The organism is Kluyvera sp. (assembly GCF_047971185.1).
Lineage (GTDB): Bacteria > Pseudomonadota > Gammaproteobacteria > Enterobacterales > Enterobacteriaceae > Kluyvera.
On the sequence record NZ_JBKDZH010000051.1, the window covers coordinates 54,947 to 71,918 of the forward strand.

General features: G+C 58.8%; 14 protein-coding genes. 4 read left to right on the forward strand and 10 right to left on the reverse strand.

Going from position 1 to position 16,972, the window contains the following annotated elements; translation table 11 throughout:
* Positions 1-37 precede the first annotated feature (37 nt).
* From ACK5JN_RS14865 to soxR, 3 genes are all read right to left on the reverse strand, one after another.
* Positions 38-1,684, reverse strand: coding sequence for a Na+/H+ antiporter (locus ACK5JN_RS14865; RefSeq protein ID WP_416870883.1), 1,647 nt, complete (start codon positions 1,682-1,684; stop codon positions 38-40).
* Positions 1,685-1,861: 177 nt separating this feature from the next.
* Positions 1,862-3,211 (reverse strand): NCS2 family permease, encoded by a 1,350-nt coding sequence (locus tag ACK5JN_RS14870; RefSeq protein WP_416870884.1) that lies wholly within the window; start codon positions 3,209-3,211, stop codon positions 1,862-1,864.
* A gap of 398 nt (positions 3,212-3,609) precedes the next feature.
* Positions 3,610-4,068, reverse strand: a complete 459-nt coding sequence (gene soxR / locus ACK5JN_RS14875) for a redox-sensitive transcriptional activator SoxR (RefSeq protein ID WP_416870885.1) — start codon at positions 4,066-4,068, stop codon at positions 3,610-3,612.
* An 87-nt stretch (positions 4,069-4,155) separates the two neighbouring features.
* Between soxR and soxS the strand changes: the two genes are divergently transcribed.
* The 3 genes from soxS to ACK5JN_RS14890 all read left to right on the forward strand — a co-directional run bounded on the left by soxS (position 4,156) and on the right by ACK5JN_RS14890 (position 6,628).
* On the forward strand, positions 4,156-4,485 hold the full coding sequence (gene soxS, locus ACK5JN_RS14880; RefSeq protein ID WP_064546684.1) for a superoxide response transcriptional regulator SoxS: 330 nt from the start codon (positions 4,156-4,158) through the stop codon (positions 4,483-4,485).
* A 221-nt stretch (positions 4,486-4,706) separates the two neighbouring features.
* The gene (locus tag ACK5JN_RS14885; protein ID WP_416870886.1) at positions 4,707-4,988 is read left to right on the forward strand and encodes a YjcB family protein; all 282 of its coding nucleotides are present in this window, start codon (positions 4,707-4,709) and stop codon (positions 4,986-4,988) included.
* 128 nt (positions 4,989-5,116) lie between these two features.
* Positions 5,117-6,628: a transglycosylase SLT domain-containing protein gene (locus ACK5JN_RS14890; protein ID WP_416870887.1), complete on the forward strand. Its 1,512-nt coding sequence runs from the start codon at positions 5,117-5,119 to the stop codon at positions 6,626-6,628.
* A 6-nt stretch (positions 6,629-6,634) separates the two neighbouring features.
* Here the strand turns inward: ACK5JN_RS14890 and ACK5JN_RS14895 are convergent, their stop codons facing one another.
* The 4 genes from ACK5JN_RS14895 to ssb1 all read right to left on the reverse strand — a co-directional run bounded on the left by ACK5JN_RS14895 (position 6,635) and on the right by ssb1 (position 11,073).
* Positions 6,635-7,339, reverse strand: a complete 705-nt coding sequence (locus ACK5JN_RS14895; protein WP_416870888.1) for a GntR family transcriptional regulator — start codon at positions 7,337-7,339, stop codon at positions 6,635-6,637.
* 12 nt (positions 7,340-7,351) lie between these two features.
* A complete protein-coding gene (oxlT, locus tag ACK5JN_RS14900) occupies positions 7,352-8,668 on the reverse strand; it encodes an oxalate/formate MFS antiporter (RefSeq protein ID WP_416870889.1) in 1,317 nt (438 codons plus the stop codon).
* Between the two features lie 34 nt (positions 8,669-8,702).
* Positions 8,703-10,310, reverse strand: a complete 1,608-nt coding sequence (locus tag ACK5JN_RS14905) for a gamma-glutamyltransferase family protein (protein ID WP_416870890.1) — start codon at positions 10,308-10,310, stop codon at positions 8,703-8,705.
* A gap of 238 nt (positions 10,311-10,548) precedes the next feature.
* Complete coding sequence (gene ssb1 / locus ACK5JN_RS14910; RefSeq protein ID WP_416870891.1) at positions 10,549-11,073, reverse strand: single-stranded DNA-binding protein SSB1; 525 nt, start codon at positions 11,071-11,073, stop codon at positions 10,549-10,551.
* A 258-nt stretch (positions 11,074-11,331) separates the two neighbouring features.
* On the opposite strand from ssb1, the gene uvrA reads away from it, so the two are divergent.
* On the forward strand, positions 11,332-14,157 hold the full coding sequence (gene uvrA / locus ACK5JN_RS14915; protein ID WP_416870892.1) for an excinuclease ABC subunit UvrA: 2,826 nt from the start codon (positions 11,332-11,334) through the stop codon (positions 14,155-14,157).
* On the opposite strand, the gene ACK5JN_RS14920 is transcribed toward uvrA, so the two are convergent.
* The 3 genes from ACK5JN_RS14920 to tyrB form a co-directional block, all read right to left on the reverse strand.
* Positions 14,158-14,511 (reverse strand): MmcQ/YjbR family DNA-binding protein, encoded by a 354-nt coding sequence (locus ACK5JN_RS14920; protein WP_416870893.1) that lies wholly within the window; start codon positions 14,509-14,511, stop codon positions 14,158-14,160. It abuts the gene before it with no gap.
* Positions 14,512-14,734: 223 nt separating this feature from the next.
* On the reverse strand, positions 14,735-15,448 hold the full coding sequence (gene aphA, locus ACK5JN_RS14925; protein ID WP_416870894.1) for an acid phosphatase AphA: 714 nt from the start codon (positions 15,446-15,448) through the stop codon (positions 14,735-14,737).
* A gap of 199 nt (positions 15,449-15,647) precedes the next feature.
* On the reverse strand, positions 15,648-16,841 hold the full coding sequence (tyrB, locus tag ACK5JN_RS14930) for an aromatic amino acid transaminase (protein ID WP_416870895.1): 1,194 nt from the start codon (positions 16,839-16,841) through the stop codon (positions 15,648-15,650).
* Between the last annotated feature and the right edge of the window lie 131 nt (positions 16,842-16,972).

Sequence of the window (16,972 nt, forward strand, 5' to 3'; positions counted from 1 at the left end):
AGGGAGAGGGAACTGGTCGGCACACGCTTTATCGGTATTACGCGTCTTCGATCAACAACGCTTCCAGCAGGTCGAGATCGTGCAGCAGTTTTTGCAGCGTCTCATTACTGATCTGTCTGGTCGCGCGCAGGTGGTACAGCTCCCCGCGCTCGGAACGCAGCGCCGCAAGGCGGAAGCGGCGTTCCAGCTGCTCTTCCAGCATCGACGTTTCCACATCGTTACGCCCATCCACGCGGCGGCGCAGGTTACCGATCACTCGTGAGCTGACCTCGGTCAGCAGCTGGTTGTCGATATTCTCGTTGGTGTCCGCCGCCAGACGTTCTTCCATTTTCTGGATGGCGACAATCGCCACGTCCGCCGTGGCCGCACGCGCCAGACGCTCTTCGCTACGCTGCTGCGCGTGGTCGGTAGATTCGATATGGCGCAGCAGAATCGGCAGCGCAATCACGCCCACAAACAGCGAGAACAGAATGACGCCCGCGGCGAGGAACACCAGTTCATAGCGCGCCGGGAAGGCATCGCCCGTCGGCAGCAGCAGCGGGATAGAAAGCACACCGGCGAGGGTAATCGCCCCGCGCACCCCGGCGACAGAGGAGATCAGCAGCTCGCGGGTGGTCCAGGAACCAAACTCCATCGGTTTCTTTTTCAGGAAACGCTGACTGAGCTTGCGCATCGTCCACAGCCAGCCGAAGCGCACCACCATCAGCGCCGCGTAGATCAGGATGATATCGGTAAACAGCATCCAGGTTTCCACGTTCGGGTCGGCTTCGGCAGCGACCAGCGACGTCTCAAGGATCGCCGGCAGCTGCAGGCCCAACAGCAGGAACACCATGCCGTTACACACCACCTCCAGCATCGCCCAGGTGCTGTTGGCGCGCAGGCGCATCGCCAGCGGCGCGGTGCGCATTACGCCAGAGCGGGTGATGGTCATCCCCGCCGCCACCGCCGCCAGAATGCCGGAGACGCCGATATGTTCGGCAATCAGGTAAGACGCGAACGGCAGCAGGAACAGCAGCACAATCTGGGTGGCGGGTTCATCGCCGCCCCAGCGGCTGAGGAAGCGCATTGAGCGGCCGTACAGCCAGCTCACCACGAAACCCGCGAGGATCCCGCCAATCGCCACCTTGAGGAATTCCACCGTCGCCCCGCCCACGGTAAACACCATGGTGCCCATCGCTACCGCGACGGCAAACTTCAGCGACACCAGGCCGGAGGCGTCATTCATCAGCGCCTCGCCCTGCAAAATGCCCATGATTTTCTTCGGAATGCGCCCTTCTCCGACAATGCCGGAAAGCGCCACGGCATCGGTCGGCGACAGCACCGCCGCCAGCGCAAACGCCGGAATAAGCGGGATGCCCGGCACAATCCAGTAGATCAGGAAGCCAATCCCGACCACCGTCACCAGCACTAACGCCAGCGCCAGGCCGAGAATCTCCCTGCCGTGCTCGATAAACTCGCGGGTCGGCGTTTTCCAGCCGTCGGCAAACAGCAGCGGCGGGATGAACAGCACCAGGAAGAGTTCAGGATCAAATTCCACATGCAGGCCAAAGGTTGGCCAGGCCAGCATCGCGCCAATGGCGATTTGCATTAAAGGAAGTGGAACCTGGAAGGGCAGTACGCGTGTAACCACCCCTGAGAGCGAAACCACGAGGGTCATGATGAGTATGGTAAAGAATATTTCCATGCGTTCCCTGTTTACAGCGTTGTCTTATTATTCAAAACATGAAGCGTCGTGCTTCTTATCATACGCGTATCAGAGTAACGCAAAAGGAAACGAGACGCGGCTGAAAATCGAAAAAAATGGCCGGGCTATAATGCAAAAACCCGCCGAGCGGCGGGTTGTTGTGCAGCGAAAGGGGGATTAAATCGCCCAGCCGCCCGCATAGAAAGCCACCAGCGCCACCGCGATAATCACGGTGCCGATGTTCAGCTTGCGCCATTCGCCGGACACCATGCGGCCCACCACCAGCGTTGCGAAGCCGATCATGATGCCGGTAACGATGTTACAGGTCAGCACGATCATCACCGCGGTGATCAGGCCGGACATCGCATCAACGAAGTCGTTGAAGTCGATACGCGCCACGTTGCTCAGCATCAGCAGGCCCACGTACATCAGCGCCGGTGCGGTCGCGTAGCCCGGGACCAGGTAAGACAGCGGAGAGAGGAACAGGATCAGCAGGAACAGCACGCCAACGGTGATGGCCGTTAAGCCGGTTTTCCCGCCCGCCGCCGTACCCGCTGCGGATTCGATGTACACCGCCGCCGGGGCTGCACCGACTACCGCTGAGAAGACGCTGCTCAGGGAGTCGGTGGTCAGCGCTTTGCCGCCGTTGATGATCTGGCCGTCTTTATCCAGCAGGTTTGCCTGGCCGGCGACCGCGCGGATAGTACCAGTGGCATCGAACACCGCCGTCATCACCAGCGCCAGCACGCTTGGCAGCACGATCGGGTTGAGCGCGCCCATGATATCCAGGCTGCCGATCAGCGAGTTGCCGTTGTCATCGCTCAGCGACGGCATGGCGAACACGCCGGAGAAGTGCACGTTCGGGTCGAAAATCAGGCCGACGATAGAGACGCCGATGATGGTCAGCAGAATGCCACCCGGGACCTTCAGTTTTTCAAGGCCGATAATCATCGCCAGGCCAATCAGCGTCATCACCACCGGGAAGCTGTCGAACTGACCCAGCGCAACCGGCAGGCCGTCCAGCGGGTTTTTCACCACCATACCGACGCCGTTGGCGGCAATCAGCAGCAGGAACAGGCCGATACCGATGCCGGTGCCGTGCGCAATCCCCTGCGGCAGATTGCGCAAGATCCAGCTACGGATACCGGAAGCGGAGATGATGGTGAAGAGCACGCCCATCAGGAACACCGCGCCCAGGGCCACCGGCACGCTGATGTGCTGGCCCAGCACCAGGCTGAAGGCGGTAAAGGCGGTCAGCGAGATGGCGCAGCCAATGGCTAAAGGCAGATTCGCCCACAGCCCCATCACGATAGACCCGACACCGGCCACCAGGCAGGTCGCCACGAACACCGCGGCAGGCGGGAAGCCGGCTTTACCCAGCATGCCCGGTACCACGATCACCGAGTACACCATCGCCAGGAAGGTGGTCAAACCGGCGACAATCTCCTGACGAACGGAGCTACCACGAGCAGAAATTTTAAACCAGGCGTCCAATGAACCGCCGGTACGCGCTGAAGGCGTAGACATAGAAAACATCCCCTGAGAGTTTTTATCATTCGTTCGTCTGCGTGGTGGAACATCCACTGCCAGCTAAGCGTCATCTCCGTGTGCTACATTGCGGCAAAGGGGAGCCACAAAAAAAGCAAACGATTAACTCCGCGCAGACAAAACGATAATCGGAATACCTCATCTCCGCGGGTGCGTAATGAGGTTGGCCTGCTGATTTTCGGCATAAGATGCGTCCGAAAATCCGAGGCAAACGATTATCTGGCTTTTATGCCCCCTTTTTCAACAGAAGTTTGCCCTGGTTTATGAAAATTAACGATTCCCGATGAAGAATTCACCAACCCATGCGCAAACGTTATCGTTAATGCGCAATCCAGCAACAATTCTATGGCAAAAATGTCGCAATCCTGGGGGGATCGTTATTCTTCTTCCAGTAGGCGCGCGCCGGTCCCCTCTTCCCCCAGCTTGTCGCCCGGGTTACGCAGCGGGCAGTCGCGCAACGACATGCAGCCGCAGCCGATACAGCCGTCGAGCTGATCGCGCAGCGCCTCCATGGCGTGAATGCGTTTATCCAGCTCTTCCCGCCATTGGGTGGTCAGGTGTTTCCAGTCGCGCGGCCCCAGCGTGTGGTTTTCCGGTAGTACGCTGAAGGAGTCGCCGATGGTGGCCAGCGGAATACCAAGGCGCTGGGCAATTTTAATGATCGCCACGTAGCGCAGCACATCGCGCTTATAGCGCCGCTGATTACCGCTATTTCGTGTGCTGTGAATCAGCCCTTTGCTCTCATAAAAATGCAGCGCTGAGACCGCAACCCCAGTACGTTTCGCTACTTCACCCGGCGTCAGCAGCGATTTTATGCGGGTCGATTTTTTTTCCATAATCCGCTTTACCTCAAGTTAACTTGAGGAATTATACTCGCCCCCAGACAAGAAATCGACGCGAAAATAGACAACGGGGAGAGCCTTATGTCCCATCGGGAAATTATTCATACGCTTACTGAATGGATAGATGAACATATCGATCAACCGCTTAATATCGACATCGTGGCCCGGAAATCCGGCTACTCGAAGTGGTATCTGCAAAGAATGTTCCGCACCGTGATGCACCAGACGCTGGGTGAATATATCCGTCAGCGCCGCCTGCTGCTGGCGGCCGAAGCCTTGCGCACCACTCAGCGCCCTATCTTCGATATTGCGATGGATCTGGGTTATGTCTCTCAGCAGACCTTCTCGCGCGTGTTCCGCCGCGAGTTCGACCGCACGCCGACCGACTATCGTCATCAGATCTCCGCGTAGCACCGCTGCGCCGCGGCATAACGGGCCGCGGCGTTGACAAAAATCCTGCGTTTACCTCTGGTGAATAAAACAACAAACGTGATATAGTTCACATATCGAGATGAAACAAAAACACTGTTTCATTCAATTTGTGAATGCCTTCAGATAGCCTGAGCGCCTTGCGCCTCAATCGATAAGTGCTGTCAGGGCAACTTGTTGTTTATCTCTGAGGATAAGGTCTCATGGTTTCCATTACCGCAGGCGTCGCACTGTTACGCTGGCCGTTAACCAGCGCCGTACTGATGTTTCTCGCCAGTACCCTGAAAATTCAATTCCGTAAATCCGACTATGCCGGGCTCGCTGTGATCAGCGGTATGTTAGGCGTGGCCGCCGCCTGCTGGTTTGCGACCGGATTACTGGGCATCACGCTGGTCGATATCGCCACCATCTTCAACAATATTAAAGATGTGATGGTTGAAGTGATGAGCCATGCGCCGCCGGAATGGCCGGTTGCCCTGTACTGATTCGAAAACCCCGACCCGTCGGGGTTTTTTATTGCCTGACGCCCGCCATAAAAAAGCCTTCCCCTCAGCAGGGTTTTTTAGCTTCGCTCGACTAAAATATACGGATGCGCCCTGCGGAGTGCCGCACCATGAACGCCATCCCTTTTTGTCGTGTTATCACCGCCAGCCTTAGCGCCCTGCTGCTGACCGGCGCGGCCTTTGCCGCCGCGCCGCCGGAGGAACCGAGCGACGCGCTGGAGGTCAATATCGAGAGCATCATGCAGCCCTGGAAGGGCGACCTGCCCGGGATGCTCGACCGTCGGGTCATTCGCGTGTTAACCACCTTCAGCAAGACCTTCTTTTTTATCGATAAAGGCCAGCAGCGCGGGGCAACCCACGATATTTTCACCGAATTTGAACGCAGCCTGAATGCCCAGCTCGCGAAAGAGAAAAAGCTTAAGCAGCGCCACCTCAAAGTGCGCATTATTTTTGTGCCGGTCACCCGCGATAATCTCTTCAGCGCCCTGAACGAGGGCAAAGGGGATATCGCGGCGGCCAATCTCACCATTACCGCATCGCGCCAGCAGGCAGTCACCTTCACCGACCCGATTTACAGCAACATTCAGGAGCTACTCATCTCCGGCCCCGCTTCGCCGCCTGTGGCAAGCGCTGACGATCTCTCCGGTCGGGAAGTCTTTGTCCGCCGTTCATCCAGCTACTACGAAAGCCTGGTCGCCCTTAACGCGCGCTTTGCTAAAGCCTCGCGCCCGCCGGTCGTTATCAAACCCGCGCCGGAAGCGCTGGAAGATGAAGATCTGCTGGAAATGCTCAACGCCGGGCTGATTCCGCTGATCGTGGTCGATCGCCACAAGGCGCTGTTCTGGAAACAGGTATTCCCGAAAATTCAGGTGCATGAAGACATTGTGCTGCGCGATAACGGCAGCATCGCCTGGGCGGTGCGCAAAGATAACCCGCAGCTGCTGGCGAAGCTCAACGCCTTTATTAAAGACAACCGCCAGGGCAGCACGCTGGGCAATACCCTTTTGCTGCGCTACCTGAAAAGCGCGAAATACGTTAAAAACGCTGCGGCGGAGAAAGAACGGCGTAAGTTTCTCAGGATGGTGGACATTTTCCGTAAGTATGGCGACCGCTATGACGTCGACTGGCTGCTGATGGCGGCGCAGGGCTATCAGGAGTCGCGGCTGAATCAGTCGGTGCGCAGCCATGTCGGCGCGATTGGCGTCATGCAGGTGATGCCCAGCACCGGAAAAGAGCTGAAGGTGGGCGATATCAAGCAGCTGGACCCGAACATTCACGCCGGGGTGAAGTATATGCGCTGGATGATCGATCGCTACTACGGCGACGAACCGATGACGCAGCTGGATAAGGCGCTGTTTTCTTTCGCCTCCTATAATGCTGGCCCGGCGCGCATTGCGCGTCTGCGTACGGAGACGAAAAAACGTGGTTTTGACCCTAACGTCTGGTTTGGCAACGTGGAAAATCTCGCCGCCGAAAAGATTGGCGCCGAGACGGTGACCTACGTAAGCAATATCTACAAGTACTACATCGCTTATCGGCTGATTCTCGACGAGATGAACCGCAAACGGGCAGCGACGGGGAAACCGCCGATTCTGCCCGCTGCCGATAAAAATGACGGCTAGCGTCGGTTACGAAATGTGCTTAACCCGCACCCCCTGCAAGCGTCGCAGGGTAATGGTGCTGGCGCCTTTGTAAGCATCTTCAATATGCGCGGTGACCAGCGCCACCGCCCGGGATTCATCACGCTGTTCAATAGCCTCCAGCAGCTCCGCGTGCTCTTTGTAGGTCTGAGTTATCCGGGTTTCATATTCAAAATCGAGCCGCCGCATAATGCGAATGCGGTTGGTAATATTGCTCAGCATCGCCGTCAACTCCCGATTGCCCGCCGCCTCGGTCAGCGCCAGGTGAAACTGCTCGTCCAGCGAGGCGATATCATCGCACGCCAGCGCCGCTTGCGGCGCAACCTGCCAGATAGCCTTCAGCCTGGTAAGCACCTCCCGGTTCACTTTTGCTGACGTTGAGCTGCACAGACTGCGCACCGAATTGACTTCAATCAGCGCGCGCGTCTCGTACAGATCTTCATAGACATCGAAATCAATGGGGAACACTTCCCATCCGCTGCGCTGGCAGCGTCTGACCAGCCCCTCGTTTTGCAGCAGCAGCAGAGCTTCGCGCACCGGCGTGCGGGAACAGCCCAGCCGACGGGCAATATCCACCTCCGTAAAGCGATCGCCGGGCAGCAGGACAAACTGATAAATTTCCTGCCGTAGCTGCTGAAATACCCGTTCTGAATGCGCCAGAAGCGGTGTCGGTTCCGATGTCGCGATCGTCATAAGCGCTCCGCGTTAACTGTGCTGACGAATAAAGCGTGCGCGCCAGGGTTTTAGCACCCAGAGCGCCAGCCCGGCGGTGATGAAATCAAGGGTAATCGCACAGCCGAACACCACGTGCCAGCCCTGAGTATGCTGATACAGCAGCGCGGCCAGCGGCCCGCCAAAGATGGAGCCAATCCCCTGCGAGATATACAGCCAGCCGTAGTTCGAGGCGGCATGTTCGCTGCCGAAGGTGTCAGTCAAGGTGGAGGGGAACAGCGAGAAAATTTCGCCCCAGCCGAAGAACACCACCCCGGAGAGCAGCACGAACAGCAGCGGATCTTCCCGGCAGGCCAGCCACAGCGTCATCGCCACCCCTTCGAGAGCAAAGGCGATAAACATGGTTTTCTCCCGCCCGTAGCGATCGGAAATAAAGCCGAACAGCGGGCGAGTCAGGCCGTTGGTGAAGCGGTCGATGGTCAACGCCAGCGGCAGCGCGGCCATGCCGAACACCACCGCTTTGCTGATGCCGAAATCGTCGGCAAAGATGGCCATTTGCGAAGTTACCATCAGCCCGGAGGTGGACATCATCGCCATCATGGCGAACATCAGCCAGAACAGCGGCTGGCGCAGCATTTCACGCGAGGTAAACTGACGCGTCCCCTGTACGATGTTTCGGCTTACGGGCTGCGCGGTTGAGTTGGGCGGCAAGCTCAGCCCCTGACTGGCGAGCAGGCCCACTATCGCGAAGCCAATACCGAACACGGTCATGGTCTGCTCCAGCCCGTAGCTGCCCAGCGAAATCGAGATCGGGAAGGTGGTTAAAATCGCCCCCATACCGTAGCCTGCCGCCACCGCGCCGGCGGCAAAGCCGCGGTTTTGCGGGAACCACTTAACCATCAGTCCCACCACCCCGATATAGACAATCCCGGTTCCTAGCCCGCCGATGCAGCCGTAGACCAGATACAGCGCCATCAGGCCGTTGATGTGCGCCGAGAGCACCCAGCTCAGCCCGGCCATCACCGTCCCGATCGAGATCAGCAGCCGCGGGCCAAAGCGTTCAACCAGCCGCCCCTGGAACGGGGAGAAGAAGGTCTGCAGAATAATCAGCAGTGAAAAGGTCACCTGCAGCTCCGGCAGGCCGACGCCCAGCTTTTCCGTCAGCGGTTTGGTCAGCAGCGTCCATACGTACTGCGGGCTGGAGATGGAAGCCATACAGATCAGCCCCAGTACCAGCTGCGCCCATTTGCCAAATTTTGGTGCTACCAAAGGTTCTCTGAGAACGGTCATTTTGCGCTCCAATAGACGAAAAAATGTCGTCAGAAAGCGGGCGCGCCCGGCGCGCCGCATCTTTCTGCGAATGTTTCATTTGGAAAATGCTGGGTTACCAGCGGGCGACGCCACCGTCGCTGCGTGGGTCGCTGCCGCCTTCTAGCATGCCGTTGCGGTGCCGGAGGATTGCCCCGGCATGCCCCATGAGGTCGTCATACGGGGGGTAAATCTCGACGTCATGGCCGTACTGTTTGAGGGTGTCGGTAGTCGCCGCTCTCAGGCGGCTTTCAATCTTCAGCGTGTCGCTGTTTTCGCCCCAGGTGCGCCCTAACAGCCAGCGCGGAGCGGCCACGGCGGCCTGCGGCGTCATGTTCTGGTGCAAGATGCGGTCAAAGAGGGTCGCCAGCGTCTGCGGCTGGCCGTCTCCGCCCATGCTGCCGTAGACCAGCGCATCGCCATTGGCCAGCCGCGCCAGCCCCGGGTTAAGGGTATGGAACGGCAGGCGGCCCGGCTGGAGCGGGTTGGTGGCGTTCGGATCCAGCGAGAAGCTGCTGCCGCGGTTTTGCCAGATAATGCCGCTATCGGCGAGGATCACCGCGCTGCCGAACTCGTGATAGATACTCTGGATAAAGCTGACGGCGGTGCCGGAACCGTCGATAACGCCCATCCAGATGGTGTCCGCAGGCCCGCGCCCTTTGCCCCACTCCCGCGCCCGGTCGGGAATAATCTGCGCGCTGAGCTGAGCGATATTCTCTGCCGTCAGCAGCGACTGCGGGTCGAGGGTCATATGGGCAGGGTCGGTAATATGGCGATCGCGCAGGGTGAACGCCAGCTTGGTCGCCTCAACGCAGTGATGCACAAAATCGGCCTCATCGGCAATGGCACCCTTTTTACGCTGCTGCTCAATGATGCCGGTGATCAGCAGCGAGACCAGCCCCAGCGACGGCGGCGGCAGGTTATAAACCGTCCCCAACTCCGTTTCCAGCGCCAGCGGCTTCACGCGCGCCGCGCGATAAGCATCGAGGTCGTTAAAGCGCAGCAGGCTACCGGCCGCTTCCAGTTCGCTGGCTATCAGCCGGGCGGTTTCACCGTGGTAAAAGTCACCCAGCCCGAGGGTTGCCAGCCGTTCCAGCGTACTGGCAAGGGCGGGCTGAAGCAGCAGGTCGTCCGTGCCAAGCGCCTGGCCTTCCGGCGCGAACAGGCTGCGGAACCCCGGATACTGACCCAGCTGCGGCAGCCGGGCGGCAATTTGCTGATGCAGCCCTGGCGTTACGGGCACGCCTTGACGCGCATAGTGAATGGCATCGTGCAGCAGGCGCGTTAACGGCAGCGGCGCGTTTGCCGCGTGCTCGCCCGCCCACTCCAGCGCCCGCTCCCAGCCGCCCACCGTTCCCGCAACGGTATTCGCCGCCAGCGGGCCGCGCACCGGAACCTGTTCGTAGCCCGCCTGACGATAAAAATCGATATGCGCTTTTTCCGCCGCAAAGCCACAGGCCTGGATTGCCACCGGTGCTTCACCCGGCTTCGCGATTAACCAGAATCCATCACCGCCGATACCGTTCATATGCGGATAAACCACCGCGATGGTCGCCGCCGCGGCCACCATCGCCTCGACCGCATTGCCGCCGTCGCGCAACACGGCCACCGCGCTCTCCGCGGCCAGCGAGTGCGGCGCAACCGCCATGCCCTGCATACATTTAGCTGATTGGATTTGCGTCATCGTCTGCACCTTGCCTACATGTGTGTATACATTGGTGTATGCACAAAGCGTGCCAATTGTTATTTATGTTAATTTTCATTAGGTTATATGAATAAGACAGAAGAAGAACAGATTAACGCGGGGCACTGTTCGCACCGAAGCGGTGCTGATGTGGGTTGATAGTGCGCATTAAAAAAGCAAAAACCCTGCCGAAGCAGGGTTTTCATCGTCACGATCGACACCGTTAAACGGCGGCGAATCAGAACGGGATATCGTCGTCGAAATCCATCGGCGGTTCATTAGACTGCGCCGGAGCGGACTGCTGCTGCGGGCGAGACTGCGCGCCGCCGCTGAACTGATTGCCGCCCTGCGGCTGCTGAGGCTGACCCCAACCGCCCTGCTGCTGCTGTCCACCTGCCGGTGCGCCGCCGCCCTGACGGCCGCCCAGCATCTGCATGGTGCCGCCCACGTTCACCACGACTTCCGTGGTGTATTTCTCTACGCCGGACTGATCGGTCCATTTGCGGGTACGCAGCTGGCCTTCGATATAAACCTGAGAGCCTTTACGCAGGTATTCGCCTGCCACTTCCGCCAGTTTGCCGAACAGCACAACGCGGTGCCATTCAGTCTGCTCTTTCATTTCGCCGGTCGCTTTATCACGCCAGGATTCGGAAGTAGCCAGCGTAATGTTGGCCACTGCGCCACCATTCGGCATATAGCGTACTTCCGGGTCCTGGCCCAGATTACCGACGAGAATCACCTTGTTGACGCCTCTGCTGGCCATGATTGTCTCTCCTGAATACGAGTCTAGTTACTTAATAAGTGTAAACGAGGGATTGTATCATCACAAAGCGGCGCTTTGATAGCATGTGAAGCCTATTCCGGCAAACTTCCTCAGCGACGACATTTTTGCAGCCTGCGCGGAATCCGCATCCCGACACTGTATATTCATTCAGGTTAAGTTGTGTCATAATTAGCCGTTTCTGCCGTGTGTCCTTCAAACAAACCAGGCAAGCCGTGTATCTTCGACCGGGAAAGGTGAATGGATAAGATCGAAGTTCGGGGCGCCCGCACCCATAATCTCAAAAACATCAACCTCGTCATCCCTCGCGACAAACTGATCGTCGTGACCGGGCTGTCCGGGTCTGGCAAATCCTCACTGGCATTCGACACCCTCTACGCCGAGGGACAGCGTCGCTACGTAGAATCGCTTTCTGCCTACGCGCGCCAGTTCCTGTCGCTGATGGAAAAGCCGGACGTCGATCATATTGAAGGGCTGTCGCCGGCTATCTCGATTGAGCAGAAGTCGACCTCGCACAACCCGCGTTCAACGGTAGGCACCATCACCGAAATTCACGACTATCTGCGTCTGCTGTACGCGCGCGTCGGCGAGCCGCGCTGCCCGGATCACGACGTGCCGCTGGCGGCGCAAACCGTCAGCCAGATGGTCGATAACGTGCTGTCACAGCCGGAAGGCAAGCGCCTGATGCTGCTGGCGCCCATCATTAAAGAGCGCAAGGGCGAGCACACCAAAACGCTGGAAAACCTGGCAAGCCAGGGCTATATCCGCGCGCGTATCGACGGCGAGGTCTGCGACCTGTCCGATCCGCCGAAGCTCGAACTGCAAAAGAAACACACCATCGAAGTGGTGATTGACCGCTTCAAGGTGCGCGACGATCTCGCCCAGCGTCTGGCGGAGTCGTTTGAAACCGCGCTGGAGCTGTCCGGCGGCACGGCGGTGGTCGCCGATATGGACGACCCGAAAGCGGAAGAGCTGCTGTTCTCCGCCAACTTCGCCTGCCCGATTTGCGGCTACAGCATGCGCGAACTGGAGCCGCGCCTGTTCTCGTTCAACAACCCGGCGGGCGCTTGCCCGACCTGCGACGGCTTAGGCGTACAGCAGTATTTCGACCCGGACCGCGTCATTCAGAACCTGGAGCTGTCGCTGGCCGGCGGCGCGATTCGCGGCTGGGACCGTCGTAACTTCTACTACTTCCAGATGCTGAAATCGCTGGCGGACCACTACCAATTCGACGTAGAAGCGCCGTGGCAAAGCCTGAGCGACACCGCGCAGAAAGCCATTCTCTACGGTTCCGGCAAAGAGTCGATTGAGTTCAAATACATCAACGATCGCGGCGATACCTCCGTGCGTCGCCATCCGTTTGAAGGCGTGCTGCACAACATGGAGCGCCGCTATAAAGAGACGGAATCCAGCGCGGTGCGCGAAGAGCTGGCGAAATTCATCAGCAATCGTCCGTGCGCCAGCTGTAACGGTACTCGTCTGCGTCGCGAGGCGCGCCACGTGTACGTGGAAAACACGCCGCTGCCGACCATCTCCGACATGAGCATCGGCCATGCGATGGACTTCTTCACTAACCTGAAGCTCTCCGGCCAGCGGGCGAAAATCGCCGAAAAAGTGCTGAAAGAGATTGGCGATCGGCTGAAGTTCCTCGTTAACGTCGGCCTGAACTACCTCACGCTCTCCCGCTCCGCCGAGACGCTCTCCGGCGGCGAAGCGCAGCGTATCCGTCTGGCAAGCCAGATCGGCGCCGGGCTGGTTGGCGTGATGTACGTGCTCGACGAACCGTCCATCGGCCTGCACCAGCGCGATAACGAACGCCTGCTGGGCACCCTGGTTCACCTGCGTAACCTGGGCAACACGGTGATCGTGGTCGAACACGATGAAGACGCGATTCGCGCCGCCGACCACGTGATCGACATCGGCCCGGGAGCCGGTGTCCACGGCGGCCAGGTGGTGGCTGAAGGCACGCTGGACGACATTATGGCGGTGCCGGAGTCGTTAACCGGCCAGTTCATGAGCGGCAAACGCAAAATTGAAGTGCCGAAACAGCGCGTTCCGGCGAATCCGGAAAAAGTGCTGAAGCTGACGGGCGCGTCGGGCAACAACCTGAAGGACGTGACGCTGACGCTGCCGGTGGGCCTGTTTACCTGCATCACCGGCGTGTCCGGCTCGGGTAAATCGACGCTGATTAACGATACCCTGTTCCCGATTGCCCAGACCCAGCTCAACGGCGCAACCATCGCCGAAGCCGCGCCGTATCGCGACGTGCAGGGGCTGGAGCACTTCGATAAGGTTATCGATATCGACCAAAGCCCGATTGGCCGCACCCCGCGCTCTAACCCGGCGACCTACACCGGCGTGTTTACCCCAGTGCGTGAGCTGTTCGCTGGCGTGCCGGAGTCCCGCTCGCGCGGCTACACGCCGGGCCGTTTCAGCTTTAACGTGCGCGGCGGGCGCTGCGAGGCCTGTCAGGGCGACGGCGTAATTAAAGTCGAGATGCACTTCCTGCCGGATATCTACGTGCCGTGCGACCAGTGCAAAGGCAAGCGCTATAACCGCGAAACGCTGGAAATTAAGTACAAAGGCAAGACCATCCACGAAGTGCTGGATATGACCATTGAAGAGGCGCGTGAGTTCTTCGATGCCGTTCCGGCGCTGGCGCGTAAGCTGCAAACCCTGATGGACGTGGGGCTGACCTACATCCGCCTCGGCCAGTCGGCGACCACGCTCTCCGGCGGCGAAGCGCAGCGCGTGAAGCTGGCGCGCGAGCTGTCAAAACGCGGCACCGGCCAGACGCTGTACATTCTCGACGAACCGACCACCGGCCTGCACTTTGCCGACATCCAGCAGCTGCTGGAAGTACTGCATCAGCTGCGTGACCAGGGCAACACCATCGTGGTGATTGAGCATAATCTGGACGTCATTAAGACGGCAGACTGGATTGTCGACCTGGGTCCGGAAGGCGGCAGCGGCGGCGGGGAAATCCTCGTGTCAGGCACGCCGGAGACGGTCGCGAACTGCGAAGCTTCGCATACCGCCCGCTTCCTGAAACCGCTGTTGAAGTAACTACGAGTACATCTGCTGTCGGAGCGCTTCCGGCAGCAGATCCACCGCCAGTTGGTATGACGCGTCCACCAGATAGTAAATCTGCGAGTTCGGCAGCGTGCCGTCGAGGTATACCGTGCTCCAGTGTGCTTTGTTGAGATGGCGGCTGGGGCGCACATCTTTATGCTGCTGGCGCAGCAGCTCCGCCAGTTCGGGGCTGGTTTTCAGCGACACCGCCGGGCGCTCTTCCACATCCTTTACCATCGCAAAAAGCACGTCGGCAACCTTAATCTGCGTCGCCTTCCAGTCACTGTGCACGCTCTGTTCCGCGCCACGTTTAGCCATGCAGTACAGCAGAAGATCCGAACTGGTCATTGTTATACCCCTTAGTCTCGCGAGCCACCTTGTGCAGAAAAGCATCATCTAAGTGTGCAACAAGACACCGAAAGGATAAACCTCTCAGCGCCTGATTTTGACTAAAAAAGCATCATTTATTGGTACGAATTGTAGGCCGGATAAGCGAAGCGCCATCCGGCAGCCTGGAGCAGATTGCCGGATGGCGGCGTAAACGCCTTATCCGGCCTACAAGGGTTTAGCGTTAATACTCGGAGTTGACGATCACTTCTTCGTTAAACGCGCCGGCCTGCGGCAGCGGCCGGTAGGTTGAGTTCGAAGCGCGCAGGACGCGAATTCCTCGGGCTCCCGCTTCGCGGGCGGCGGTAATATCGTTATCCGAATCGCCGTAGAAAACGCGAATGTTCTTCTCTTTCAGCCATTGGGTTTTGGTGTTCTGGCCCGGCTGGTCGCCGGCGAAAATAACCGGGTTCATGTTAACGCCAGGAATCAGGAAATCATCCTGCAGCGTTTTTGAGACGGTCTCGGTTTTGGTCTGGCTGCGGCCGGTCACGAAGTAGATACTGTCGCCGCGCTTAACGTGCATGGCGATCAGCGCACGGGCGACCTCTTTCGGAATGCTGAATTCATCCCAGCCGTTGTTCATTTTTTCCCAGAACTCCGGGTTCTTCAGGTAATCCTGGCTGTCCGGGGAATAGGTTTTCTGCCCGCGCCAGAAGCCGGGGCTGGAGAACAGCACGGTGTCATCGATATCAAAACCGACCGCCATCGGCGGATGGCCCATCAGGCTGTTTTCAATCTGCGCCACCGAGACCCAGTGGATAGGCGCCTGTTCGGCGAGCTTCGCGATATCGGTTCCGGGGTACAGCGGAGAAGGCGACGAGGCATGGGCCGTCACCGTGGTATTCAGTGCAAATAACAAGCAGACGGCACTGAGAGCTTGCGTGATCTTGCGCATATTTTCCCTTAATTCGTCGAGTCGTTATTGTAATAAAGTGGGGGGTACTTCAAAGAAAGTCTCAGGAACCTTACCGTCTGGAGGAGGCGAAAGAAAGGAATTTTTAAGATTAATCCTGAAATGATTAGAAGGATCACATTTTAGTTCTGACAAATCACTCTGGCTCAGAATAAGGCTCCAAACCAGAGTGAGCGCTCGCTTACATTACAGCTGCGAAGGCTTTAGCCACCTGCTGAACGTTACGGCTGTTCAGCCCCGCCGCACACATACGGCCGCTGGCAATCAGGTATACACCGAACTCATCGCGCAGGCGATCGACCTGGGCGGCGCTCAGGCCGGTGTAGCTGAACATGCCGCGCTGCTTCAGCAGATAATCGAAATTGCCATCCGGCATCTCTTCTTTCAGCACCTTCACCAGCGCGTGGCGCATGTCCAGAATACGTGTGCGCATCCCTTCCACTTCCGCTAGCCACATCGCCTTCAGCTCGGCATCGCCGAGCACCGCCGCCACAATCTGCGCGCCAAAGTTTGGCGGGCTGGAGTAGTTACGGCGTACGGTCGCCTTCAGCTGTCCCAGCACGCGCTGGGCGGTTTCGTTATCTTCACAGATAATCGACAGGCCGCCGACGCGTTCGCCGTACAGCGAGAAAATCTTGGAGAACGAGTTGCTGACCAGCGCCGGCAGGCCCGCGCTGGCAATCGCGCGGATGGCATAAGCATCGTCTTCCATGCCCGCGCCAAAGCCCTGGTAGGCGATGTCGAGGAACGGAATCAGCTCGCGCGCTTTCAGCACCTCAACCACGCCGTCCCACTGAGCGTTGGTCAGGTCCGCGCCGGTTGGGTTGTGGCAGCATGGGTGTAGCAGCACGATGCTGCGCGCCGGCAGGGTGTTCAGCTTCTCCAGCAGCGCGTCGTAACGCACGCCGTTAGTGTCGCTGTCGAACCACGGATAGATGTCGACGGTGAAGCCCGCACCTTCAAAAATCGCGATATGGTTTTCCCAGGTCGGGTCGCTGACCCAGACGCCGGAATCCGGGAAGTAACGCTTGAGGAAATCCGCGCCCACCTTCAGCGCGCCGGAGCCGCCAAGCGTCTGAATGGTTGCCACGCGCTGCTGCTGGAGAACCGGGTGGTCTGCGCCAAACAGCAGCGGTGCCACGGTGTGGCGGTAGCTGTTCAGCCCTTCCATCGGCAGGTACAGCGATGCGCCGTGCGGCTGCGCGTTAAGGCGCGCCTCGGCTTCGGCGACCGATTTCAGCTGCGGCACAATGCCGTTTTCGTCATAGAACAGGCCAATGCTGAGGTTTACTTTGTCGCTGCGCGGATCTTCTTTGAAGCGTTCCATTAATGAAAGAATGGGGTCGCCCGCATAGGCGTCAACTTTTTGAAACACGCGATGGTTCTCCAGGTTTACAGAAGGCAGGAAATAACACAATAAACCGGATGGGGAGGAAGGTCGAGCGGTTGTTGCGGGTTTTCCCCGGCGTCGCGTTGCTCGGCCGGGCTACGATTCAGTGGTAGCCC